20 protein-coding genes are annotated in these 23,806 nt (G+C 43.5%); 12 read left to right on the top strand and 8 right to left on the bottom strand.

What is annotated here, in order from left to right:
• Window positions 1-569: 569 nt before the first annotated feature.
• The gene (locus F6J99_RS14845) at window positions 570-3,479 is read left to right on the top strand and encodes a glycerol-3-phosphate acyltransferase (protein ID WP_293113590.1); all 2,910 of its coding nucleotides are present in this window, start codon (window positions 570-572) and stop codon (window positions 3,477-3,479) included.
• On the opposite strand, the gene F6J99_RS14840 is transcribed toward F6J99_RS14845, so the two are convergent.
• Window positions 3,436-3,567: a hypothetical protein gene (locus tag F6J99_RS14840; RefSeq protein ID WP_293113589.1), complete on the bottom strand. Its 132-nt coding sequence runs from the start codon at window positions 3,565-3,567 to the stop codon at window positions 3,436-3,438. The genes F6J99_RS14845 and F6J99_RS14840 overlap by 44 nt on opposite strands.
• 174 nt (window positions 3,568-3,741) lie before the next feature.
• Here F6J99_RS14840 and F6J99_RS14835 point away from each other — a divergent pair, with 174 nt between their 5' ends.
• The gene (locus F6J99_RS14835; protein WP_293113588.1) at window positions 3,742-3,894 is read left to right on the top strand and encodes a hypothetical protein; all 153 of its coding nucleotides are present in this window, start codon (window positions 3,742-3,744) and stop codon (window positions 3,892-3,894) included.
• Here F6J99_RS14835 and recG read toward each other — a convergent pair.
• A complete protein-coding gene (recG, locus tag F6J99_RS14830; RefSeq protein ID WP_293113587.1) occupies window positions 3,868-6,354 on the bottom strand; it encodes an ATP-dependent DNA helicase RecG in 2,487 nt (828 codons plus the stop codon). The genes F6J99_RS14835 and recG overlap by 27 nt on opposite strands.
• Window positions 6,355-6,405: 51 nt before the next feature.
• Window positions 6,406-7,350 carry a hypothetical protein gene (locus tag F6J99_RS14825; protein WP_293113586.1) on the bottom strand — a complete coding sequence of 315 codons (945 nt, stop codon included), beginning with the start codon at window positions 7,348-7,350 and terminating at the stop codon, window positions 6,406-6,408.
• A gap of 1,036 nt (window positions 7,351-8,386) precedes the next feature.
• On the opposite strand from F6J99_RS14825, the gene F6J99_RS14820 reads away from it, so the two are divergent.
• Window positions 8,387-9,904: an ammonium transporter gene (locus F6J99_RS14820; protein ID WP_293113585.1), complete on the top strand. Its 1,518-nt coding sequence runs from the start codon at window positions 8,387-8,389 to the stop codon at window positions 9,902-9,904.
• A 68-nt stretch (window positions 9,905-9,972) separates the two neighbouring features.
• Here F6J99_RS14820 and F6J99_RS14815 read toward each other — a convergent pair whose 3' ends face one another.
• The gene (locus F6J99_RS14815) at window positions 9,973-10,098 is read right to left on the bottom strand and encodes a hypothetical protein (RefSeq protein WP_293113584.1); all 126 of its coding nucleotides are present in this window, start codon (window positions 10,096-10,098) and stop codon (window positions 9,973-9,975) included.
• On the opposite strand from F6J99_RS14815, the gene F6J99_RS14810 reads away from it, so the two are divergent.
• The 5 genes from F6J99_RS14810 to F6J99_RS14790 all read left to right on the top strand — a co-directional run bounded on the left by F6J99_RS14810 (window position 10,091) and on the right by F6J99_RS14790 (window position 15,033).
• Complete coding sequence (locus F6J99_RS14810) at window positions 10,091-10,960, top strand: GDSL-type esterase/lipase family protein (RefSeq protein ID WP_293113583.1); 870 nt, start codon at window positions 10,091-10,093, stop codon at window positions 10,958-10,960. The genes F6J99_RS14815 and F6J99_RS14810 overlap by 8 nt on opposite strands.
• Before the next feature lie 374 nt (window positions 10,961-11,334).
• Window positions 11,335-12,645: an RNA-guided endonuclease IscB gene (iscB, locus tag F6J99_RS14805; protein ID WP_293113582.1), complete on the top strand. Its 1,311-nt coding sequence runs from the start codon at window positions 11,335-11,337 to the stop codon at window positions 12,643-12,645.
• A gap of 96 nt (window positions 12,646-12,741) precedes the next feature.
• A complete protein-coding gene (locus tag F6J99_RS14800) occupies window positions 12,742-13,950 on the top strand; it encodes a 4-hydroxy-3-methylbut-2-enyl diphosphate reductase (RefSeq protein WP_293113581.1) in 1,209 nt (402 codons plus the stop codon).
• Window positions 13,951-14,320: 370 nt separating this feature from the next.
• Window positions 14,321-14,671 (top strand): DUF433 domain-containing protein, encoded by a 351-nt coding sequence (locus F6J99_RS14795; protein WP_070395640.1) that lies wholly within the window; start codon window positions 14,321-14,323, stop codon window positions 14,669-14,671.
• The gene (locus F6J99_RS14790) at window positions 14,668-15,033 is read left to right on the top strand and encodes a DUF5615 family PIN-like protein (RefSeq protein ID WP_070395639.1); all 366 of its coding nucleotides are present in this window, start codon (window positions 14,668-14,670) and stop codon (window positions 15,031-15,033) included. Before F6J99_RS14795 ends, F6J99_RS14790 begins: the two co-directional genes overlap by 4 nt.
• 195 nt (window positions 15,034-15,228) lie before the next feature.
• Here the strand turns inward: F6J99_RS14790 and F6J99_RS14785 are convergent, their stop codons facing one another.
• Window positions 15,229-16,404 carry an LptF/LptG family permease gene (locus tag F6J99_RS14785; RefSeq protein WP_365973355.1) on the bottom strand — a complete coding sequence of 392 codons (1,176 nt, stop codon included), beginning with the start codon at window positions 16,402-16,404 and terminating at the stop codon, window positions 15,229-15,231.
• 235 nt (window positions 16,405-16,639) lie between these two features.
• Here F6J99_RS14785 and F6J99_RS14780 point away from each other — a divergent pair, with 235 nt between their 5' ends.
• On the top strand, window positions 16,640-18,358 hold the full coding sequence (locus tag F6J99_RS14780; protein ID WP_293113580.1) for a glycosyltransferase family 39 protein: 1,719 nt from the start codon (window positions 16,640-16,642) through the stop codon (window positions 18,356-18,358).
• Between the two features lie 28 nt (window positions 18,359-18,386).
• Here the strand turns inward: F6J99_RS14780 and F6J99_RS14775 are convergent, their stop codons facing one another.
• A complete protein-coding gene (locus F6J99_RS14775) occupies window positions 18,387-18,677 on the bottom strand; it encodes a hypothetical protein (protein WP_070395638.1) in 291 nt (96 codons plus the stop codon).
• Between the two features lie 300 nt (window positions 18,678-18,977).
• Entirely contained in the window at window positions 18,978-19,166 is a 189-nt protein-coding gene (locus F6J99_RS14770; RefSeq protein WP_293113579.1) for a hypothetical protein, read from the bottom strand.
• A gap of 502 nt (window positions 19,167-19,668) precedes the next feature.
• Between F6J99_RS14770 and F6J99_RS14765 the strand changes: the two genes are divergently transcribed.
• Window positions 19,669-20,640 (top strand): hypothetical protein, encoded by a 972-nt coding sequence (locus F6J99_RS14765; protein ID WP_293113578.1) that lies wholly within the window; start codon window positions 19,669-19,671, stop codon window positions 20,638-20,640.
• Between the two features lie 407 nt (window positions 20,641-21,047).
• Here the strand turns inward: F6J99_RS14765 and F6J99_RS14760 are convergent, their stop codons facing one another.
• The gene (locus F6J99_RS14760) at window positions 21,048-21,677 is read right to left on the bottom strand and encodes an SDR family oxidoreductase (protein ID WP_293113577.1); all 630 of its coding nucleotides are present in this window, start codon (window positions 21,675-21,677) and stop codon (window positions 21,048-21,050) included.
• Window positions 21,678-21,847: 170 nt separating this feature from the next.
• On the opposite strand from F6J99_RS14760, the gene F6J99_RS14755 reads away from it, so the two are divergent.
• Both F6J99_RS14755 and F6J99_RS14750 read left to right on the top strand, forming a co-directional pair.
• Window positions 21,848-22,720 (top strand): helix-turn-helix domain-containing protein, encoded by an 873-nt coding sequence (locus tag F6J99_RS14755; protein WP_293113576.1) that lies wholly within the window; start codon window positions 21,848-21,850, stop codon window positions 22,718-22,720.
• 36 nt (window positions 22,721-22,756) lie between these two features.
• Complete coding sequence (locus F6J99_RS14750; protein WP_293113575.1) at window positions 22,757-23,428, top strand: Uma2 family endonuclease; 672 nt, start codon at window positions 22,757-22,759, stop codon at window positions 23,426-23,428.
• Window positions 23,429-23,806 lie beyond the last annotated feature (378 nt).

Below are 23,806 nucleotides of genomic sequence, written 5' to 3'. Positions count from 1 at the left end.
GAGCCAGTGCGGTCTTGGGGGTCTCCCCCATGAGCAACTGGCGTGGTTTCCCCCACTCGCTATTGCATCAAGACATGCTTAAATAAAAAAAAAGAAAAGACTTTAACCTTACCAAACATCGTAAACTAGTTCAAAAGTGTGACTATCAGGGGCAAGATGGGGTTTGACGTGCTACTGGCATAGGAATCCAATTCACTATGGAAAAGCTACTTGAGAAACCCTGTGCAAAAGCTGTAGCCATCAAAACAAGTGAGGGACTAAATCAGGTTAAGACATGAAACCAAAACTATTATTGTTATAACAGGCAATAATCTACCAGATGATATAAATACTTTACTCGTATTTTAGTTAAACTAAGCCAGGAATTTTTTTAGACAATTTGGCTTGTTTTTGGGTTAGATAATTTTACAAACTAAACTTATGATTGCTAGTTGCGATTACTAGACATATTTTGATGCCATTAAGTTCAAATAGTTCTTATATACTTATTATATACTTATTAATAAAGTACTTATTATCAAGCCATTATCAAGCCCTCTCTATCTCACTAAGTGATTTCCATTAGTCCCATGACACTAAACCAGGTTTTAGGGTTCTTGCTCATTGTTACCGTCTGTCCTATCTTAGGCGGACTTCCTCTGATTGCCTGGATTACCCGTGTACTGACAAGGCATAACCTAGCCCAGGTCGGTACTGGTAATATATCAGTTTCAGCCGCCTTTTACCACGGAGGAAATTTGGTTGGTGTCTTGGCAGTGCTCTCAGAGGCAGGAAAAGGAATTGCAGCAGTCTTACTAGCTCGCCACTTCTTTCCCAGTGAATCAGCTTGGGAATTGATCGCTCTAATCATGTTGGTGTTAGGTCGTTACTGGATAGGCAAAGGTGCAGGGACGACCAATGTCACTTGGGGAGTATTATGGCATGACCCCATTTTGGCATTGCTGGTATTTTTGATTGGAGGGATTAGCTTTACCATTTTCCGCAATCCCAAACATGGCAAACGGGTGATTTTAGTCTTGTTCCCTGTGATTCTGGCTTTATTGCATCCCCAGGATTTCTCCAGAATTGTAATTGCCACCAGCTTGAGTCTATTATTAGCTTGGATTTATCAAAAAATTCCCGATGACTTAGACCTTCCGAGTGGGGAAGCTCAAGCAGAATCTAAGAAAGTGTTTCATTTTTTCCAAGGCGATAGTGCCGTAATTTCTCTGGACACCAAACTAGACCGTAAAAAAGTTGGGGAAAAAGCTGCCACCCTATCCCAGCTGAAGCGTTCTGGTTACTCAGTACCTGTGGGCTGGGTACTCCCTCCAGGGGATGATCCAGAACCCTTGCTCAAATACCTACCGGTTTCTGAATCTGAACCCCTGGTAGTGCGTTCTTCCGCCATAGGAGAAGATTCAGCCCAGGCATCAGCCGCAGGGCAGTATCAAAGCATCTTGCAGGTGACCAGCTCAGCCGCACTACTCGATGCCATTAATCGAGTCTTAGAGTCTTATCGTAATCCAGTAGCTGCACAATACCGTCGGGATCAGCAACTGCCAGATACAGCGATGGCTGTGCTCATTCAAAAACAAGTCAAGGGGGTTTTTTCTGGGGTTGCTTTCAGTCGTGACCCTATTTCCCAACAGGGAGAAGCTGTAGTGGTCGAAGCCCTACCTGGATATGCTACACAAGTTGTATCGGGTAAAGTAACACCAGAGCAGTACCAAGTTTATTTCCAGAAGTCAGGGGAGCAAGAGGATTCAGCAGAAAGTTTGGCCTCCTCACGGATTGAAGGCAGTGGTGATGTGCCCCCAGCCTTAATCAAACAAGTGGCGCTCTTGGCACGTCGGTTAGAAGACTATTACCAGGGTCTTCCCCAAGATATTGAGTGGAGTTATGACGGTCAAAGCCTTTGGTTACTGCAAGCACGACCTATCACTACCCTACAACCAACCTGGACTCGTAAAATTGCTGCGGAAGTAATTCCAGGAGTAATCCGACCCCTAACTTGGTCGATTAATCGTCCCTTAACCTGCGGTGTTTGGGGAGAGATTTTTACCATAGTGCTAGGGAGACGAGCACGAGGAATGGATTTCACTGAAACTGCCACTTTGCACTATTCCCATGCTTACTTCAATGTAACTCTGTTGGGGGAAATTTTTAGGCGTATGGGTCTACCCCCGGAAAGTCTGGAATTTCTGACTAGGGGAGCTAAGTTTTCCAAACCACCGATCAATACCACTATCAAAAACCTACCTGGTTTACTACGATTGCTCGGTCGGGAATGGCGTTTAGACCAAGACTTTGAAGCGGATTACCAAACCCACTTTCTGCCCCTATTGAATCAGCTTTCAGCAAGAGCCCAGTCGGAATTATCTCCAGTGCAACTCCTAGAACGCATCGACAGCATTCTGGCGGTGTTGAAACGAGCCACTTACTATAGTATTCTTGCTCCCCTTAGTATGTCCTTGCGGCAGGGACTACTCAAGATTGATGACAAAGAACTAGATAATAGCAAAACTCCAGAGGTCGATAGTATGCGAGCCTTGGCTAAGATAGCAACAGATGCTCGCCATTTATTAAGCCACGAACAGATTATCTATGACAGTGGAGCCTCTCTGTTTGCCACCCTCGCAGAAATCCCAGATGGTTCCAGCATTTTAGAGCAGTTTGACCGCTTTCTTGAGGGCTATGGTTACCTTAGCGAAGTGGCAACCGATGTAGCAATTCCCCGCTGGCAAGAAGACCCCCGAGCTGTCAGAAAGTTGTTCGCTCAGTTTCTAGCGTATCCACTCCCTCAATCTCCAAAAGCTAGAGGGCAACGCTGGAAAGCTGAAGTGGTACAAGCACGGCTGGATCTCAAAGGTCGGGTGACCCAAGTCTACTCTAAGCTGATGGCTCACCTACGCTGGAGCTTCTTGGCTCTAGAGGCACGCTGGCTGCTGTCAGGTTTACTAGTTGAACCAGGGGACATTTTTTTCTTGGAGTTAGCCGAAATTCGCTCTCTAGTAGGTAGTGATAACCAGGAACTCAGACAACAGCTTCCAGAAATTGTGCAACAACGGCGGACTAAATTGGCACAGGATGCTCAGCTGACTAGCGTACCTTTCCTGGTTTATGGCAATAATCCTCCCTTACCCGCTGAGCCCAAATCTTTAGCTGGGTCTGATCAACGACTGCTACAAGGGATTGGTGCCAGTTCGGGACTTGTAGAGGGTTTGGTAAAAGTAGTGAAAACCTTGCAAAGTGATATCACTATTGACCAGCAAACCATTGTGGTGGTACCCTACACCGATTCCGGTTGGGCACCATTACTCGCTCGTGCTGGTGGCTTAATTTCTGAAGTAGGGGGACGTCTGTCCCACGGTGCCATTGTAGCCCGAGAGTATGGTATCCCAGCCGTAATGGATATTAATCATGCCACTGATATATTACGAGATGGTCAGCGGGTCAGGATTGATGGTCAGTTGGGGACAGTTGAGGTATTGGAATAGGGAATAGGGAGTAGGGAATAGGGAGTAGGGAATAGGGAATAGGGAATAGGGAATAGGGAATAGGGAATAGGGCCTCAAAAATTATCACAATTGATTTATGAGCTATACTGCTATATTGGGTTTTAGGGAGTAGGATTCATAACTCAAATACAAATGCTATATTAAGTAATTTTTTGTGCAAAAATGATAATTTAAGTAACAAACATTTGTCATAGTAAAAACGTCATCAGTCATCTATAAAAAGTAGTTTTTTGATAATTTTTTGGTCAATTCATTATTTTCCACTATTCCCTGTTCCCTACTCCCTACTCCCTACTCCCTACTCCCTACTCCCTACTCCCTACTCCCTACTCCCTGTTCCCTAATTCTGAAACAATTCTATGGTAAATTAAGTCATAATCGTCCCATCCATTAACCACTGATACCGATACTCTAACTCAACTTTCATTAAAGGGTAATTCTCCAATATCTCATCCTGAAGAATAATCTTTTCGGCTGCATCCCGGGCCAAAGTTAATACCTCTTGGTCTTCTACCAAACTAGCTAGAGCAAAATCTGCTAACCCAGATTGGCGCTTACCTAAAACTTCCCCAGGACCACGAAAACGCATATCCATTTCAGAGATAAAAAAGCCATCTTGGGACTGTTCTAATACCCCCAAACGTTGTCTTGCTGTTTCAGTATTAGAACCACTGACTAAAAGACAATAAGATTTGTCAGAACCTCGACCGACACGACCCCGTAATTGGTGTAACTGAGATAACCCAAACCGTTCTGCATTTTCAATCATCATTACAGTAGCATTGGGTACATCCACACCCACTTCAATCACAGTAGTTGAAACAATAATTTGGCTCTTGTTATCCCGAAAAGCACTCAGTGCTTTATCTTTCTCGGCTGAACTCATCCGACCATGAAGTAACCCAACTTTAAATTCTGGAAATATACTTTCAGAAAGTCGTTTATGCTCCTCGATTGCTGAGCGTAAATCTAATTTTTCCGATTCTTCAATTAAGGGCAATACCATATAGGCTTGCCGTCCTTGAGCCACTTCTCGACGAATCAAGTCATAGGCATGTTTCCTCTCTTTAGCCCTTAGCACAGTTGTCTGAATCTTCTGACGACCAGGGGGCAATTCATCAATTTGACTCACATCCAAATCCCCGTGGAGGGTTAGCGCTAGGGTTCTCGGAATTGGTGTGGCGGTCAGAGTCAGCACATGGGGAGATTGACCTTTTTCCTGTAAACGAGCCCGTTGCTTTACCCCAAAGCGATGCTGTTCATCAATCACCACTAAACCCAAATTGTTGAAGTTCACTGGGTCTTGAATCAAAGCATGGGTTCCGACCAACAAAGGAAGTTCTCCTGTTTCTAGCTCGGAATGAATTTTTCGACGCTTGGAAACTTTAGTGGAACCTGTTAGTAATTCAACGGGAAGGTGTAGTAAATTGAACCAATTTACTAACTTACGATAGTGCTGTTCAGCTAATACTTCAGTAGGAGCCATCAAAGCGGCTTGGTACCCCGATTGGATGGCGGCTAGAATAGCATAAACTGCCACAATAGTTTTACCGGAACCAACATCTCCTTGGACCAACCGATTCATGGGTGTCTCTGATTCCATATCCTTGAGAATTTCATTGATGACTCGTGTCTGAGCACCAGTTAATTCAAACGGAAGGAGTTGATTAAATTGGTCAAAGAGTTTACCAATCGGAGCCATGACCGCACTGCTTTGACTTTTACGCTGAGCTTGGCGGCGCTTGAGAAATCCTAGCTGTAAGTAGAAAAATTCATCAAAGACTAAGCGCCTTCTGGCATCAGCAAGGGTGTCTGCATCTTGGGGAAAATGAATGTTTGCGATCGCATCACAGACCCCCATCAACCCATATTCTTTACGAAAGGTTACTGGCAAGGGTTCCTTAATCAAAGATGTGTAGGGAAGTGCAGCAATTATTGCCCGCCTGACCAAGTCAGCTGGCACCCCTTCTGTTAGGGAATAAACGGGCACAACTCGACCTATTTTCATCGAGTCAATGCTACCCCCTGGATGCTCTAATACTTCCAGTTCCGGGTCTTCTAGGGTAATCCCATATTTATTTTTCTTTACCAAACCCGAAGCAGCTACCACTGCTCCCACTGGATACCGCCGCTTTTGTTGATACTGCCAGCTACGATTACTGTAACGAAAGCCAGCAAAAAAACGACTGAGCTTAATTTGACCAGTAGAGTCTTTTAAGACTATATCTAAAATAGTTAATTTTTTATTACGGGGGCTACTGAAGCAGTTACAGCGCTTCACCGTACCCATGATAGTGACTGTTTCACCAGGTACTAAGTCAGCCATATTAACCTGACGGGCATAGTTAATATGATCACGGGGGTAGTAATAGAGCAAGTCACGCACTTTGTGCAGACCCAGACGTGCTAAATATTGACTGTTTTTACTACCCACCGCTGCCAACTTAGCCAGTGGTAGGTCAAGGGTTTTTTTACTACCAAGCTCTGAGGATGCCTGTTGTTTCTCCACCAAGGGCTTGGTTTTAGGCACTCTGACCATAGGATGTTCTGTTTGAGATTGATCTTCAACTAAACGGCGTTGAGTGTTCTGCTTGAGGTCGTTGAGAAAGCGGCGAGTATCAGCTACCAGATGTTGCCTTTGCTGTAGCGTCATCTGAGAATAACGGGCAAACTGATTGCCGATGTCCTGCCAACGCCGTTTCTCAGTTGATGTTAGGACATTAGGAGTCTTACCAAAACTGAGGCAGAGGAATTCACTAAAGCGGTATTGATTCCCTTCCAAATCAGTAAAGCCAACTCTTGCTTCTACCGACAGGGCTTTTTGCAATCGCACCCAATCTGGTAATTCGGTCATTGGTCATTGGTAACTAGTCATTGGTAATTAGTGATTGGTAATTCCCTAAGTTTAATCCTCAAACCAGCTGGCACGCCATGCTGCTTCAGCTTGAGCTACTGCCTTTTGCCGTTGTTTTTTGTAATACTCTCGCTTCAGTTGACTCATTTTAGCTAATAGATCTCTGATTTTATTACGTCCAGGGGTCAAGTTGGGGTCTGCAAATTCTATTTCAGATAAGCGCAGCTTAATGGCAATAATACGGGTTAATCTGGATTCATCTGTTTCTCCATCACCTTTAGTTTCCATCATTATTTTGATAATATTGGGGGATTCAGCCGTTTCGATCGCAGATGCTTCGACTTTTGCCGCTGCTTCTAGGATTTCTTGGGGAAATTTGTCTGGTATAATCGAGTGTCTATGCAAGAGCCGATTGCTTTCCACAGAGACATCTTGAATAGTTTTGGTGATCCCACTCTCTAGGTGCTTAAGCCATTGCTCCAGTTTCTCTATGCTATTTCGTGGTTTACTGGTCAACTCAGCTGCTGGTGATGGCTCCCTTAGAGCATTCAAGAATCGAGAGTCTTCTGTAGATGAAGGCATTTCCGAGTCCTGATCCGAGTCCTGATCCAAGTCCTGATCCGAGTCCTGATTCAAGTCCTGATCCGAGTCCTGATCCGAGTCCTGATCCAAGTCCTGATCCAAGTCCTGATCCAAGTCATCAGTAGTAGCTGACCTTGACTCTTGCCACTGTTCTAGGAGTGATGGCAACTTTTGTTGAGTCTCTTGAGCCAGCTTTCGTAGGGATTGCTGTAACTGTTGCCGACTGTTAACCGACAAATTTAGAAAAGACTCAGGATACCCTTGAGTACAAATCCGATAGGAAGCCATAATCAGCTGTTGCCCCACGCATTCACCTAAAAAGGTCAAATAGTTAAAGTAGGTTGATTGGAATTCCTTTGCCAAATGGGTGATGGCTTCCTCTAACGCTGCCAATTCCTGGTCAATTCGATTCACTGGTGTTATCTATACAATTCCATAGCTAATCCGTTGAGCATATCAAATACATGCCTACTCTACAGTATGCCCATTCTTATAGTTGTACCATGATCGGCTTCTATCCGTAGGAGTGTCAAATTCTCGTTCGGCCAACTCCACAGCCAACTCCACAGCCAATTAGATCCCCAACTAGACGTTGCATCTGCCTAGTTTTAAATACTCTGATTTTTTTTTAAAAAAAGTATCTATTGATACAGAATCATCCCAAAAAAAGATCTTAGATCAAAACACCTCAAAGACAAAGCGATCAATTAGTCAATCACCCCACCTGATCCGAAAGGATGTAAGTGGGGTTATAAAGACGTAAGACTTTCTTAGAGTTGACTAGTCCACTGAGTGTTTAGCTATAGAATTACCCAGTTCGGATTATCGGAAAACTTTCGTGAGCATTAGTGCGTGGTAGTTGGGACATCTTGCTAAAGCCTAGGGGAATAATCACTTTTACACGAAAGGTTGATCACCATGTATCGTGTACCAATATTATCCAAATTGCTTGATCAATTTTCTACCAATAAAACACGGTTACTCAAACCTAGAACTGGATTAATTTATAAACCGTTAGTTGGAGGTGCAGCATTCGAAGGGGGCTGAGTGGAACCATGTGGCGTTCCCACCTTGAAAGCCTCTGACCCAGGTAACTCTACCAGTGTAGGGGGTGTATGCTGCGGCAATAATATTTAATGAAATATTTCATTAAATAATGCTTTAATTCCCTTGACTATAGTCCCAGTTATTTGTAGGGTTTTGTCTTAAGACAAGGCTTTAGCTGAAGAAACTACCTGATGACTAGCTCAGCCAGGAGTCTAGCATCTAGCAATCAGGTATGTAAAGGTAGCAGGGTGACGTCAGGATGAGTCCTTGAAAAAGGATGGACTCTTAGGTTTCGGTGGCTAATTTTACAATTTGTTTTCTGAAGTTTCTCAGTGTGAGGAAGTGTATCTAAATCAGAGGTAAGTTAACGCTTATTATGTCAATTTCAAAATCTCAGCGAACAATGAAAAACAAGGGTACCCTAGTAAGATCTAGGCGACCTATGGCTCACCAAGCCTCCCGCTCATCGTGGGATTCTCCTTATCTAGAGCCATTCAAAGCGATCGCAAACTCGTTTTCCCCCTACTGGCTCGCCTGTATTCCCCTGACAGGGATAATTGTTCTAGTTTGGCATACAGCTGCTGTTGCCCAGGATAGCGCCGGACCTACCCCAGAAGAACTTCAGGGCACTCTTAATGCTATCTGGATATTAGTAGCTGCGATCCTAGTTATCTTCATGAATGCCGGATTCGGAATGCTAGAAACCGGCTTCTGCCGCCAGAAGAATGCGGTTAATATTCTCGCGAAAAACCTAATTGTCTTTGCCTTAGCAACTATTTCGTTTTGGGCAATTGGTTTCTCCTTTATGTTCGGCAAAGGCAACGCATTTATTGGGCTGTCGGGCTTTTTCCTAAGCAGTGAAGACCCCACTACCTATGGGTTAGATCCATTTCCAGCCGGTCTACCGATATCGGTATTTTTCCTATTCCAAGCTGCCTTTGCTGGAACTGCTGCCACCATCGTGTCCGGTGCGGTTGCTGAACGGATTAAGTTCCTAGACTTCTTAATTTTCAGCATCCTGATTGTTGGGGTATCCTACTCCATCACTGGACACTGGGTTTGGAGCAGTGATGGTTGGCTTGGTGGCATGGGATTCTCAGACTTTGCTGGCTCAACCGTGGTTCACTCCGTTGGTGGCTGGGCGGCTTTGATGGGAGCTGCCTTCCTCGGACCCCGTAGCGGTAAGTACGAAAACGGTGAACCTCGTGCTATCCCAGGTCACAACATGAGTATTGCCACTCTTGGTTGCTTGATTCTCTGGATCGGCTGGTTTGGCTTCAATCCAGGTTCTGAACTAGCTGCTAGTGAGGCAGTTCCCTATATTGCGGTGACCACTAACCTAGCCGCAGCAGCTGGTGGGATTACTGCTACCTTGACGGCTTGGCTAAAAGATGGTAAGCCAGACCTGTCCATGATCATCAACGGGATTTTGGCTGGATTAGTGGCAATTACGGCTCCCTGTAATAATGTCAGCTATTTCTCAGCAGTTATTATTGGTGCTATTGGTGGCATCATCGTTGTCTTCTCTGTTTCCTTCTTTGACAACATCAAAATTGATGACCCAGTAGGGGCAATTTCAGTCCACTTGGTCAATGGTATCTGGGGAACCCTAGCCGTTGGACTTTTCGCTAAAGATTCAGGTCTGTTTACCGCCGGTAGTGCCGGTCAACTTGGCACCCAAATCCTGGGTATTCTAGCGATTGGGGGCTTCACGGTGCTGTTTAGTGGCATCGTCTGGTTCGTGCTCAAACTAACCCTCGGTATCCGGGTGACACCAGAAGAAGAACTGGAAGGCTTGGATATTGCCGAACACGGTATGGAAGCTTATGCTGGATTTGTCAAGGAATCCAGTGTGATCCCTAGTTCTAGCATGGGTAACTTCAGTAGTACTACAGACATGGCTAGTAGCTCTGAATTTTAGCGTTTTGCTGACATGGCCAATTGCTTTTAACTAGGTTTTGTTAACAGTTAACAGTTAACAGTTAACAGTTAACTGTCAACTGATGGTATTACCTTTGCCTTCAGGGATGTTAGAAGCGATGCAGCGCGGTCTTGGGGGTTTCCCCCATGAGCGACTGCATCAAGACAAGGAAATAAGGCAAATTTTTTGTTCATTGAGTTGAAGCGTTGTCCACCTTGGGCTTTACTATCCCTTGCTGCCAATGGGTTTATGATTGTGACTCTCACCTGGTTACTACTGGGTGAGTATCACCAGTCAAAGTCAGATCCAGTTAGCCATCCTGTGGTAACTACCCGAATTTTAAATTCTACCCCTGAGCCAGTAATTGAATTAGGGCCACGACACCAGTTAAATTACCAACAATGGCTGGCACTGCTGGAGAAGGAAGCTCAGGTAGTGGCTAATCAACAACCGGAACAGTTAACTGTCCTGTTGGGAGATTCTCTAAGCCTATGGTTTCCCAACAAGCTGCTACCTCCAAAACGCTACTGGCTTAATCAAGGACTGTCTGGGGAAACCTCAGCAGGGTTGCTCAAGCGCTTAGATATTTTGGATCAGACTAAGCCAGAAGCAATTTTTGTGATGATTGGCATCAATGACCTAATTCGGGGGGTCAAGGATGAAGCAATTCTAGAAAACCAACGGCTAACGATTCGCTACTTGCGGCGAGCCCATACCGAAACTAAGATTGTCCTTCAATCGATTTTGCCCCATGGTGCTGAACAGGCAACCTGGGAAGGACGCGATCGCTTACTTACTATCCCCAACAGTCGCATCCAAAATCTTAACCAGCAACTAAAAGCGATCGCTCACGAAGAAGGAGCGATTTATCTAAATCTCTATCCCCTCTTTGCTGATAATCAGGGCAACCTGCAACCTGAGCTTAGTACCGACGGCTTGCATCTGAGTCCCCAAGGTTACTTAGTCTGGCGCTATGGTTTACAAATCTTTGAGCAACTAATCCTCCAAGAAGGAGTAGCGATTCCTATAGCAAATGGAACAGGGAGTAGGGAGTAGGGAGCAGGGAGTAGGGAACAAAAATTATCAGAATTTATTTAGGATTGCTATAGTAACAAAGGTCACGGTTGATTAAAACTAAATTAATAATAGCAGTGATTGATAAGTAATTTGCTTAAGATAGCTCCGTCAACAACTCACCGCTAAGTCTTTCCGACTATAGCGGGAGCTTGTCAGAAGCTCATAGTTGACCAGGCTAAGACCGACCGAGGTCTACGTTATTTGAGTCATAACACCTGCGGATACGTGCCAGTCCTCAGCTCTGTTGTTAGCAATTAAACATCTGTAACGAGTTAAGGAAGTGTTGCTAGCCGAAAAAGCTCTTATAACATTGCCGAGGCAAACTTTACCCGTTTTACGGAGTGTTCAAAGTAATGCGAGTTTTCGTACTAGATCAAAACAAAAAACCTCTAGATCCATGTCATCCGGCACGGGCTAGAAAACTACTTAATAAGGGGTTGGCTCAAGTCTTCAAAAGATATCCATTCACTATCATTTTGCAGAATAGAGCAGTTGAAGATTCTGTTACTCATCCACACAGAATCAAGATAGACCCTGGCTCTAAAACAACAGGGATAGCTATTGTCCAGGAGCAATCTGGGCGGGTCACAAATGCTTTAGAAATCAACCATCGAGGGCAACAAATCAAAAACGCTCTGGAGTCGAGGCGAGCTTTAAGACGGGGTAGACGGAACCGTAAGACCCGTTACCGTAAGCCTCGGTTCTTAAATCGAACACGCCCTGTTCGCGAAGCGTCGGCTACGGGGAAAGGCTGGCTTCCACCGTCATTAATGAGTCGAGTTTTTAATGTTGAAACTTGGGTTAGAAGGCTTAGGAAGTTATGCCCCGTAACAGCAATTTCCCAAGAGCTAGTCAGGTTTGATCTACAAAAAATACAGAACCCTGAAGTTTCTGGAGTCGAGTACCAAAGGGGTGAACTGTTTGGGTTTGATATCAAAGAATACCTACTCTCCAAGTGGGGTCATAATTGCGTATACTGTGGTGTGGAAAACCTCCCTTTAGAAGTTGAACACATTGTCCCTAAATCTAAGGGTGGTAGCAACCGTGTGAGTAATTTAACTCTCGCTTGTCGGTGTTGTAATCAAAAAAAAGGAAATGATTCTATTGAAAAGTTTCTCAAAAAGAAACCGGAAATTCTCAAGAAAGTGTTACTTAAAGCTAAAGCTTCTTTAAAAGATGCTGCCGCTGTCAATGCTACCCGTTGGGAATTATTAAGACGATTGCAACGAACTGAACTGCCTGTTGAGACAGGTTCTGGCGGGTTAACTAAGTTCAACCGAAAAACTAAAGGCATCGACAAAAATCATTGGACTGATGCAGCTTGTGTGGGCAAATCAACCCCTGAAAAGCTATTACTTAACGGAGTAAAGCCACTCAATATTACAGCTAAAGGTCATGGTATTCGTCAACGGTGTCGTCCGGACAAATACGGATTTCCTAAGGCTCATGCACCGTCTGCCAAGTTTTTTAGAGGCTTTCAGACAGGGGATATTGTCAAGGCTGATATCAAAAAAGGAAAGTATGCAGGGCAACACACAGGGCGGATAGCTATTCGTTATCGTCCTAGTTTTGTACTGCAATTACCCGAAAAAAAGTTTGATGTACATCCGAAATACTTGCAAACAATTTTTAAGGCTGATGGCTATGAATACCAAGTTAACTAATACGGATTCGCCGCCCTTGAAAGTTGTTTGTTGGCGGGAATTCCTCTCCCGCTAAAACTGACGTTTATAACGGGAGTTCCCTTCCCGCATTTTTAGATGGATACAAAAGCTTTCAAGCGCTCACTCCAGAAATCAGATAACTACCACCGTAAAGGATTTGGTCACGAAGCCGAAGTTACCTCTCAGTTGGAATCGGAATATCAAAGCAGTCTGATTGAAGAGATTCGTTCCAAGAACTATCGGCTGCAACAGGGAGATGTGACCATCCGGCTAGCAGAAGCATTTGGCTTTTGCTGGGGTGTGGAGCGAGCTGTAGCCATGGCTTATGAAACCCGCACCCATTTCCCCAATGAACAGATCTGGATTACCAATGAAATTATTCACAACCCCTCTGTTAACCAGCGTTTGCGGGAAATGGCAGTAAAATTTATTGCTGTTGAGGATGGCCAGAAAGACTTCTCTGTTGTCGGTGCTGGGGATGTAGTGATTTTACCAGCATTCGGTGCTAGTGTTCAGGAAATGCAGCTGCTCCACGAGAAAGACTGCAAGATTGTAGATACTACCTGTCCCTGGGTGTCCAAAGTGTGGAACACCGTAGAGAAGCATAAGAAAAAAGAATACACTTCGATTATTCACGGAAAATATAAACACGAAGAAACGGTAGCAACGAGTTCCTTTGCCGGAAAATATTTAGTGGTACTGAATCTACAAGAAGCGGAATACGTTGCCAACTACATTCTCAATGGTGGTAACCGGGAGGAATTTCTGGATAAGTTTAAAAACGCTATCTCAGCTGGCTTTGACCCAGAGCAGGATTTAGAGCGGATTGGGATTGCCAACCAAACTACTATGCTCAAGAGCGAGACCGAGCAGATGGGCAAACTTTTTGAGCGCACCATGATGAAGAAATATGGTACGTCTAATTTAAACGATCACTTCCAAAGCTTCAATACCATCTGTGATGCCACCCAAGAACGGCAGGATGCCATGTTGGAGCTCGTAGAAGAAAAGCTAGACTTGATGATTGTGATTGGTGGTTTTAATTCTTCCAATACCACTCACCTGCAAGAAATTGCGATTGAGCGACAACTACCATCCTATCACATTGACAGTGTCAACCGGATTATTTCTGCTGATGAAATCGAGCATAAACCCCTACATCAGGAGGTGGAAGTAGCACGAAATTGGCTTCCCTCTGGTTCGATAGTAGTAGGAGTAACCTCTGGAGCGTCTACTCCTGATCGGGTAGTAGAAGATGTAATCAATAAGATTTTTGAACTTAAGGCTACTGCTGTAGCAGTTTAAGAATAACTGGGATTAGTTAAAATTGAAAATTTCAACTGGTTAATAGCCATTGATAATTTTCAATTTTAACAATTTTGTAAGCATTCAGCTCTAAGCTCATGGGCTAAGGGCACGCTACGCGAACAGTCTAATGCTTACGTGCCTCGATATCGATCCTGGGGATGCTAAAAAACTATTGGATTCTTACCATAAAAACAATGGTCAAAATTTTGAGTTAGCCCTAGCAATCACGTTTCCATTATAAACGAATAGGTTGACTTAAAAAAAATAATAACGGTAAAATTAAATGTAGTTTACATCTACTTAAAAAGTGTATTCGCGCCTTCTATATTTCTTTTTTAAAACTTTTTTTTAGTAATTGCAAATTGCCATGGAAATCCAAGACTACTTCGACTTCCTAGCCTCTGACGACATTCGCATCAAAGGTAGCCGCATTGGTATCGAAAGCGTCCTCTACGAATATATCTACCGCGCCAGAACCCCTGAAGAAATTACCCAACAATTTGACACCATTAGCTTAGAACAGGTTCATGCCACTATTCTCTACTATCTACACAACAAAGAAGAGGTGAGCGCTTACTTAGCTGACTGGCTAGAGTTTTGCCGCCAACAACGAGAAGAACAAAAACAGAATCCTTCTCCTGCACGACAGAGGTTCCGGCAATTGAAAGCAGAAGCCGCTCTGGAGCGAGAGTCATCCCAACCGAAGAGTGCTGTATGACGATCCAATATTTACTGGACGAGCATATCGCCTCCCTTTACCGAACCCAACTGATGCGCCAAGCACCAGAACTTATTGTCAGAAGGATCGGCGATCCAGGCGCTCCTCCTAAAGGAACTCTCGATCCAGAGATTTTAATCTGGTGTGAAATTCATGATTTTATTTTAGTAACAAACAATCGGAAATCTATGCCTAAACATTTAGTAGACCATCTCGCAGAGAGTCGCCACGTACCGGGGATTTTTGTAATCGATCCATCCAATCATATTGGAGAAACCCTCGCAGAGCTAATCATTATTGCTGGAGCTTCCTTTCCCAAGGAATATCAAGACCGAATTGAATACTTACCCTTGAGCGAATAAAAAAACAACAGTGTAACGCACCTGAATGCTTACAGAATTTTAAATTAACATCCAAGGTGATAAATTTAATGTAAGTATTAGGATGAATACTGACGATCGTACTTATGAGGTACAATCAACTTTATTCCCCCTACTCCCTACTCCCTGCTCCCTACTCCCTACTCCCTACTCCCTACTCCCTACTTCAAATTACCATCAACCATTAGCCTCCAATCGCCACAATAACCATCCTCCTGCTCCGAAACCGAATAGATTAGGTAACCAGGCGGCTACAATTGGGGAGAGAATTCCCGCTATACCGAAACCTCCGATCACAAAGCTCAGTAAGTAGTAGCCAAAAATTACGATTAAACAGACCCCAAAGCTAGTCCCTTTGCTGATTCGTTTAGGTCGAATACTCATGCTTGCTCCCACTAAGCCAAAGATTATACAAATGAATGGAAAAGCAATTTTTTGTTGCATCCGCACTTGGAGCATCCGGAGTTTTTTGCGATCGCCAGCTCCCTTAAGCAACTGGATCATTTCTATGGCTTGAAGAATATTCATCTCATAGGGGTCACGGGCTTTAGTGACTAAATCAAGGGGTGCTCTAGGAAATGAAATTTCTTGATGATCAAAGGTTACTATTTTCTTAAAAGAGGTTTTAGGACTAATGAAATAAATTGACCCATGGGAACAATCCCAGGTATTTTGCTTAGAGTTCCAACGGGCTGATTCCGATAGAATAATTTTCTTCAACTTACCCAGAGTAGACCACTCCAATACAGTCAGGTCTTTCATGCTCTGACCATCAAATCGATTCGCGTAGAATAAGCGTTTGAGTGTCTGAGTAGTTGTGCCATTGGGTTGGGTAAAAGTGTGATACTCTGGATACAGAATACCGTTTTCATCGAAAGCGGGTTTTTCCTCATTAAGAGCTTTTTCTAAAGTTATAGTTGCCTGGTAGTTAGCGGCTGGAACAATTAATTCATTGAAGAGGAAAGTGATACCCGTGACAATTAGGCTGAGCACCAGAGCAGGGGCAACTAGTCGGTATAAACTCACACCACAGCTGCGTAGGGCAATTAACTCACTGTCATTACTCAAGCGAGAATATGCTATTAGTGTAGCGAGCAGTACTGATATGGGTAAGGCATAGGAAATAAACTCAGGAAACTTCAACACCACGACTTGGGCAGCAATTGTCCAGGATAGTCCTAACTCAGTGATTTTGACTACCATATCAAACAGGCTACCCACAGCCACACCAATAGATGAAAACCCGCCAACACCAAATAGAAACGGTGGGATGAGTTCAGCAGCGATGTAGCGATCCATCACTGATAAGCTAGGAAAAACGAATTTGAGGAAGTAAGGTTTGCCCAGTTTCACTCTTCTTTAGTGGTTAGAGTTCTAAAAAACATAGAAAGCAATTTCATGGCTTTTGTTGCTAAGTTTTCCCCAATCCAGTAAACCTACCATGTCTTTTATGGGAGTATCTGTAAAATCTAATAATTCTCATAATCAAAATTTTTATCCCTACTCCCTACTCCCTACTCCCTACTCCCTACTCCCTGCTCCCTAAAAGCAAGTAATTTGTACCTCATCAAATTAAAAATAATAGATTATGATGCCTAACGCCCTGAAACGGTTGTCTCAACATCAATTTGTACTTGGTTGGCTGCTAGGGGGGCTACTGTTTCGGTGTATCATTGCTTTTTGGCTTTACCCTGGTATTGATGAAGCCTATTACTATGTCTATAGCCTGCATCTAGACTGGAGTTATTTTGATCACCCAGTTTTAGTTGCCCTGACTACTGGCTTTGGGACTTGGATAACGGGAGAGGTTTCCCAATTCACTATTCGTCTGGGTTCCCTGATTTTGTATACAGGTAGCCTATTGCTACTGTATCTGACTAGCACTCATCTATTTAACACCAAAGCGGCTCGATTGACGTTAGCGATCGCTACCATTATTCCGATTTTTAAAATTGGCTTTGGTGTGCTTACCCTACCCGATAGTCCCCTGATATTTTTCTGGTCAGCTAGTTTGTTATGTGCTGCTTACGAATTTTTTCCCGTAAGAGCGAAACATTCAAGGAAAAAATTATCTAGTAAACTATCTACTAAACCCAATAGTTTATATTCCAATACTCCACACCCTAACCCCCACACCCTAACCCCTATCTCTGGTTCATACCGACCTAGCTATCGGTTAGCACTTCTAGGTATTTTAGTAGGTTTAGCTTGTCTAGGTAAATATCATGGCTTTGTTTTAGGCTTAGGATTAGTTGGTTTTTGCTTAACCAGTCCACGTCATCGTTGTGCATTATTGTCACCTTGGGCATGGCTAGGTTTAATCTTATTTATCATAACTATTTTTCCAATTTGGTACTGGAATATACAGCATGATTGGATATCGTTTACTTTCCATTTATCCACCCGTTTTCAACCAGAGCCAGAGGTACCTCAGCCGGGCTACAATTGGCTAAATGTATTAGTGATAGTTTTATCTGGGATAGCTTATCTTTTTCCTACGATGGCATTGCCCATGTGGTGGGTGAGTTTGCGATCGCTACTTGCTCAATTTACCGGGTATAGCAAGACATCAACATTGGAGTCAAGATTGATCCTATGGGTATCCCTACCCCTAGTTGTAGGCTTTACCCTCTTAGCAGGATATCACCAAATTTTGCCCACTTGGCCGATGCCAGGATTTTGGGGGATAACCTTACTACTAGGGCAACAGGCGCAACAGTGGCAAATGCGTTCGCCCTTAGGCGGGCACTTTGTGCCATCGCGCCGTTGGGTAAACCGATGGCTAAAGAGTTCAGCCATAGCAATAGCTAGCCTATTATTGTTTGTGCTGCTGCATATCACTACAGGAACACTGCAAAAATCCGGTCACTATGCTTTACTTGGGGGTTTTGTCTCTCCCAAGGATGACCCCTCTACAGAACTGATTGATATTCAGCAACTGCGACAAGGATTTGCTGAGTCTCCTGTCCTGAGTGAGGCATTACAAAAGTCTAGCTTTGTCTTTAGTAATGGGTATTATATCAGTGGGATCGTAGCGATGGCCATTAGTCCCCTGACCTCTACACCAATTACCTGCTTGGGAGAGGATATGCGTGGTTTTATGGTCTGGTTCCAGCCTGAGCAATGGTTAGGCAAAGATGGATTATACGTTACTCTGGAGCGATTTCAAGAGTTGACAGATAGCTATCGAGCTTATTTTCAGGATATGCAGGAAATAGGGACAGTGCCGATTCGACGGGCTGGAGCAGTCACAGAGGTTTTTCATGTGTATTGGGCTCACCAGATGGTCAAGCCTTATCCTAGATAAGTACTCGAATCAGTCACAGTTCTACGATTCAAGCTTTTCTCAGTCGCTCTGCACGGACACAGCCTCCCTCCCAATCCCACTTTGGGTCAGATTCATTGGGCTTATATTGCGCCCAAGGATTGCCACTGTGATCCTGATACAAGACTGTAATCTCGGCAGTAGCTCTACTTCCCCAAGGTGCTTTTACTCTAATCTGGTCTTGGCACTGGAAAACTTCACCCTCAGAATTAGTTACGCTCTTGAGTGCGATTTGGGGTTTGCGCTCAATCGGGGGTATTTTTTTGATTACTAATTTTTTTGGCGGCTCAGATGTAGTCAAGTTTTTTGAGGAATTGTAGTATCTATTACTTTCTTCTATTTTAGACGCTACATACTAGCAAGTCGCAAGGGGGTCAGTTGGTAAAGAATATCAATTCCGGTGGAATACCCATCATAAAAGTGTGGGAAGGGTGGGGAGATGGGGAGATGGGGAGATGGGGAGATGGGGAGATGGGGAGATGGGGAGATGGGGAGATTTTTAGAAAGGGTAATTATCCGGAGATCATATAATCAGGGGTATTGACATCTGAGGGGGTAACATCCCTACTTCCAAGCAAATGCCATTATCTATCCTGGCAGGCTAAATGGGTACTTTGTATACATAGAAAGCCAAACGAGAAAAAGGCCATTGCTGAATCTTCCGATGAATATGAGTGGGGTGGGCATCCTGCCTGCCCGGAAATGAAACAGGCAAGATGCCCGTTCCACGCCTGATGCCCATTCCACAGCAAAATGCCCGTTCCACAAAAGTATTACAATCATCCCGCATTTATGCAACGCCAGAAAAAGGGCATTGCTAAATCAAGGCATGAATATAAGTCGGGTGTGCATCCTGCCCGACCGAAAATATTAGGAACAGACAAAATGTCCATTCCACAAAACCATTATTAAGCAACGCTAGTCTTAGCCTTTATTTCTATTTTATCTAGTTTCTCGAACTTACGTCAATATTAATTTTTGTAATTTTTAGATTACAACTGCCGGTTCGATCATCCTCTCTAGCAGTTGTTCCACAGGCAACTGTCTCAGGGGTTTAAGGTCTAGTTTTAGGGACTAGTCTTTTTCCAGAATTGTGATACTCCACCTTGAAGGTCACATTTGTCAATACTCCCAAACCTTACTCATTTTTAAATGATAGCAAATTTGTCCTAAATAATAACCATCATGTATGACATTTCAACAACTGTCATTAAAATAAGCGAATTGGCAAATTTTATATTTAAGTTGGTGATTGTTGAACAGATAGTAATAGTTATAAAATTTACTAAATTATGAGTTTGTCAATAAAATTGATTAGTCAGTTTTTTTGGGGCTTTATGATAAGCTTTTTATTTATTTTAAGCTTTTCATATCCAGTAAATGCCGCTCCATCTTGTGGGGAGATTGGTTTAGCAGAACCAGGGGATCTCTGTGAGATTGTAATACCTGTGTATGAAAGAATTGAAAATTCAAAAGATAAAAAATGTCTAACAGAGTTTAACGAAGTACCTGATGATGGTTGGGTAGTTGCAAGTACTTCAATAAAGAATGTTCGTAATCTAGGAAATACATCAGGTCCATATGCAGCTATAGTTGCTAAGGATTCTAATGTGTTAATTGAAAAAGAAGTAATTTCAGTACAGAATAGCTATGAGAGCTTTTTATTAAGTTTGAAAAAAAAAGCTGAGTTAAAAGGTTTGCCAGAAGACATTGCTGCAAACTTGTTTCTTGAATTGAAGAATGAGAGTACTAGCCAATTTTCTAGCTTTTTGAAACATGCCTTAGTTTCAAAAACAACTAATGCCGGGGTGAGACTTACAGGATGTACTCAAGCACAATGGCGAAAAGTGGGCTTTGTTACAATTTATACATCTGGAGGAACATTACAAGCTGATGTTATAGTTACCTACAGATATGTAGGTACACTTAACGATTTAAATGAACTGGTTGACTACTTAAAGTCTATAGCAGAAGATGCATTCAATAGTTTAACAGGTGATCCATCTTCAACCGAATGGACTATTTGGTTTGATCGAGACGATCCTAGTGGCAGTGGAGATTGGGAATTGCGAACACTTCAAAATCAAAGTTTAGCTTGTAGTAATCCAGTAAATGTAGAGTGCCAAACAGTAAGTGATCAACCGGCAAGCTCAACTGGTGAAAATATCACTTGCAACACAGATGGACTTGTCTGTCTTAACGACAAACAAAGCGACAATAAATGTAACTATGACTATAAAGTTAGATTTCTGTGTCCACGGTAGTGGTAATGATCTAGTGATTTGGCTACGGCATTGCATTGCTGAATTAAGGAATGAATATTAGTGGGTTGGGTATTCTGTCTGTCGGAAAATATCAGTAACAGGCAAGATACCTATTCCACAAAACTATTAAAATCATTCGATTATCAAGCAACATCAGAAAAACAGCTTTTAACCAACCCACACTCCGCTATCGGGGGAGTGTGGGTTGGTTACTCATTCCATAATTGCACCGGGCGATGGCACTTCGTGCCCGCCTAAGGGCGAACGCAAAGGGATATTGTAAACAGCATCGCTGCCAAAAATGCTGCTACTGTCCGAACATGGTTCCAAAATGTGTTTGGTGTAGCCTTCCCGTAGCCCATAAGCTGATACGCGACACGCTGATCGCTGAGGGCTGAATGCTCTCTTCAATAAGACAAACTTGGTGTCTGGTGAATATACTTGTCATCTGCCAGTTGCTTCACTATGAAGTCAGCGACATCAGCACGAGAAATTTTGAGTTTTGATGTCTTATCGTTACTTGGAAAGCCGTGTCGATATTTGCCAGTGCGATTCCCATCTACAAAGGCTCCAGGACGAACAATTGTCCAGTCTAGACCGCTTTGGAAAACATAGTTTTCCTGCCTTTGATGATCAGCAAACACGTTCCGTAACAGGAATCCAAACATGATATACTTCCAGAAAAAGTTCAGATTTTCCCAACTATCTCCTGCTCCAAGGGTTGATTGGCAGATAAACCGTCGGATGCCTGCTTTTTCCATGGCGTGAATGATCTGTTGCGTCCCCTCTGACCGGATTGTCCCTGTCATCTTCTGACCTGCTCCGAGTACACACACCACGGCTTCTTGACCTTGTACTGCCTTCTCCACTGATGGGAGATCCATGACATCCCCCTGAACAACCTTGAGATTTGTGTGCTTAATGTCGAGCTTGGCGGGATTCCGTGCAAATGCTGTAACCCTGTGTCCCTGCTCAAGAGCCTGTTCCACCACCTGATGACCTGTACCACCGGTTGAACCAAAAATAAGTATATTCATGTTCTTGATACTTTCTGCTTAACAATCACCCTTACAGCTTAGAAAGGCAATTGATGCTAAGCTGTCTAGTTCTTGTGGTACTATCACAATCTTGCGATCGCTTTTCACGTTTTTCCTGGAAAGCACCCCAAGCTGACTATAATCGGAACTAGACGCACTGGACTTGGATTATGAAAAATCCTACTATCCAACAGCCTGAAACCAATGGCTTATCCCAGAAGTCTCGCCAAACACAAAGCTGGGAGCATATTCGAGTCCAACACTTCCAACATCCTGCTGGAGAGGGAAATTGTCATTACAATGATGAGCATACCCTTTCTATCTCCCTTGCTCCTCGTCCCGTTCGCTTGCTGCAAATTCAGGCAGGCAAAACCTATACAGGGCTGTATAAAAAAGGAGACATGTCCATTACCCCTGCCAAGACACCATTTTTTGCTCGGTGGGACAGTGATGATAATTACTTGCAGATTCGGCTTAAATCTCAGTTTATTCAAAGCGTTGCTAGCCAAACCCTTGAACAGAATCCCGATCGGCTAGAATTACTGCCTGAATTTCGGACTCGCAATCCACAGATTGAAGCGATCGCAATCATGCTACTGACTGAACTTCAACAGGAATCTAATGGCAGCACACTTTATATTGATTCTCTGGCTAACGTCTTGGCAGTGAATTTACTGAGGCAGCACGCAGCTACCAAACCTCAGTTGCCAATTTACCAGGGTGGCTTACCCCTGCGTCAACTCCAGCAAATTATAGATTACATTGATACACATTTAGATCGAGATATTAAACTGGCAGAATTAGCTCGATTGCTAGACATGAGCCAATTTCATTTCAGCCGTCTATTTAAGCAGTCAATTGGCATGTCTCCCTACCAATATTTGATCCAGCAACGGGTAGAACGGGCGAAGCAGTTGTTGAAACAAAAAGACCGATTAATTGTGGACATTGCCTTAGAGTGTGGGTTCAACAGCCACAGCCATTTGAGCAAAAAGTTTCGAGAATTTACTGGCATCACACCGAAAGCATACAGAGCACATTAGTCCTCTTCTCGTGAGTATCCCCTTCGGAAACCAACCATGATACAGTATGACCCATTGCAGTATTTACCCTCTGCAGAAGAGTTACCAGATTCCGACGATACCCCTGTGGATAATGAATTACAAATCTTAATTCCCACTCTATTAAGAGCAGTACTCTCTTGGCTGTGGTCAGAGCGCCAAGATTGGTTCCTAGGGGTCAACATGGGAGTTTACTATCAACCGAAAGAACCGGCTATTGTCCCTGATGGTTTCCTAAGTCTAGGGGTAGTGCGACGTAAGAGTGCAAAGGGAAGGCTCAGCTATGTGCTATGGGAAGAAAATTATATCGTTCCCCAATGGGTGTTAGAAGTAGTTTCTCAAACCCCAGGGGGTGAGTATGACCAGAAGCTGGAAAAATACGCTCAACTAGGAGTACTTAATTACACCATTTATAATCCCCACCATTGGCGACGGGATAAGCATGAGCCGTTTGAGGTGTATCGCTTGGTAGACGGGCAATATATCAGACAATCCGGTGAACCGATAGAGATACCAGAACTAGGCTTGTTAATTGGACGAGACCAAGGGATATACGAAGGATGGCAACGAGAGTGGTTATACTGGTACGATTATCAGCGATGCAGCGCGGTCTTGGGGGTTTCCCCCATGAGCGACTGCATCAAGACAAGGAAATCGCTTATTGACACCAGAGCAAATTGCATACCATGAACATCAACGAGCTCAACGGTTAGCGGATTATCTTAAAACAATGGGGATTGATCCAGAAACCCTACCGTGAAGGGGAATCCTAACCGTCAACCTTTGATCAACCTTTGATTGATCATAATCTACCGTTGATTAATTTCAAACCCGACTTTCCGGATAGAGGGTAAAAGGGCTAGCCACTGTTGACGATTTTCTCCAAATATCTTGCAGTATATACAAAAAAAGGAACCAGTATGTTAGAATTTGATTAGTTTTATAGTGTCATTGAAAACATTCTGGTTCCTTGAATTGAAGCCGAAAACCAAAGCTTTAATGATAGTGGTTGCGTTTTCTATTAAACACAGATAATAGCGCCAAGAGCGGAACAAAACCGATCTTGGC

The organism is Moorena sp. SIO4G3, from assembly GCF_010692305.1.
GTDB classification, from domain to species: Bacteria; Cyanobacteriota; Cyanobacteriia; order Cyanobacteriales; family Coleofasciculaceae; genus Moorena; species Moorena producens_A.
The sequence above is the reverse complement of the archived record's forward strand: the minus strand, read 5'-3'. Positions and strand labels throughout refer to the sequence as shown.

Coding starts and splice junctions, on each gene's coding strand:
- F6J99_RS14845 (WP_293113590.1), top strand. CDS start 570: ATGACACTAAACCAGGTTTTAGGGTTCTTGCTCATTGTTACCGTCTGT.
- recG (WP_293113587.1), bottom strand. CDS start 6,354: ATGACCGAATTACCAGATTGGGTGCGATTGCAAAAAGCCCTGTCGGTA.
- F6J99_RS14820 (WP_293113585.1), top strand. CDS start 8,387: ATGAAAAACAAGGGTACCCTAGTAAGATCTAGGCGACCTATGGCTCAC.
- F6J99_RS14815 (WP_293113584.1), bottom strand. CDS start 10,098: ATGAACAAAAAATTTGCCTTATTTCCTTGTCTTGATGCAGTCGCTCAT.
- iscB (WP_293113582.1), top strand. CDS start 11,335: ATGCGAGTTTTCGTACTAGATCAAAACAAAAAACCTCTAGATCCATGT.
- F6J99_RS14800 (WP_293113581.1), top strand. CDS start 12,742: ATGGATACAAAAGCTTTCAAGCGCTCACTCCAGAAATCAGATAACTAC.
- F6J99_RS14795 (WP_070395640.1), top strand. CDS start 14,321: ATGGAAATCCAAGACTACTTCGACTTCCTAGCCTCTGACGACATTCGC.
- F6J99_RS14790 (WP_070395639.1), top strand. CDS start 14,668: ATGACGATCCAATATTTACTGGACGAGCATATCGCCTCCCTTTACCGA.
- F6J99_RS14780 (WP_293113580.1), top strand. CDS start 16,640: ATGATGCCTAACGCCCTGAAACGGTTGTCTCAACATCAATTTGTACTT.
- F6J99_RS14770 (WP_293113579.1), bottom strand. CDS start 19,166: ATGCGGGATGATTGTAATACTTTTGTGGAACGGGCATTTTGCTGTGGA.
- F6J99_RS14765 (WP_293113578.1), top strand. CDS start 19,669: ATGAGTTTGTCAATAAAATTGATTAGTCAGTTTTTTTGGGGCTTTATG.
- F6J99_RS14760 (WP_293113577.1), bottom strand. CDS start 21,677: ATGAATATACTTATTTTTGGTTCAACCGGTGGTACAGGTCATCAGGTG.
- F6J99_RS14755 (WP_293113576.1), top strand. CDS start 21,848: ATGAAAAATCCTACTATCCAACAGCCTGAAACCAATGGCTTATCCCAG.
- F6J99_RS14750 (WP_293113575.1), top strand. CDS start 22,757: ATGATACAGTATGACCCATTGCAGTATTTACCCTCTGCAGAAGAGTTA.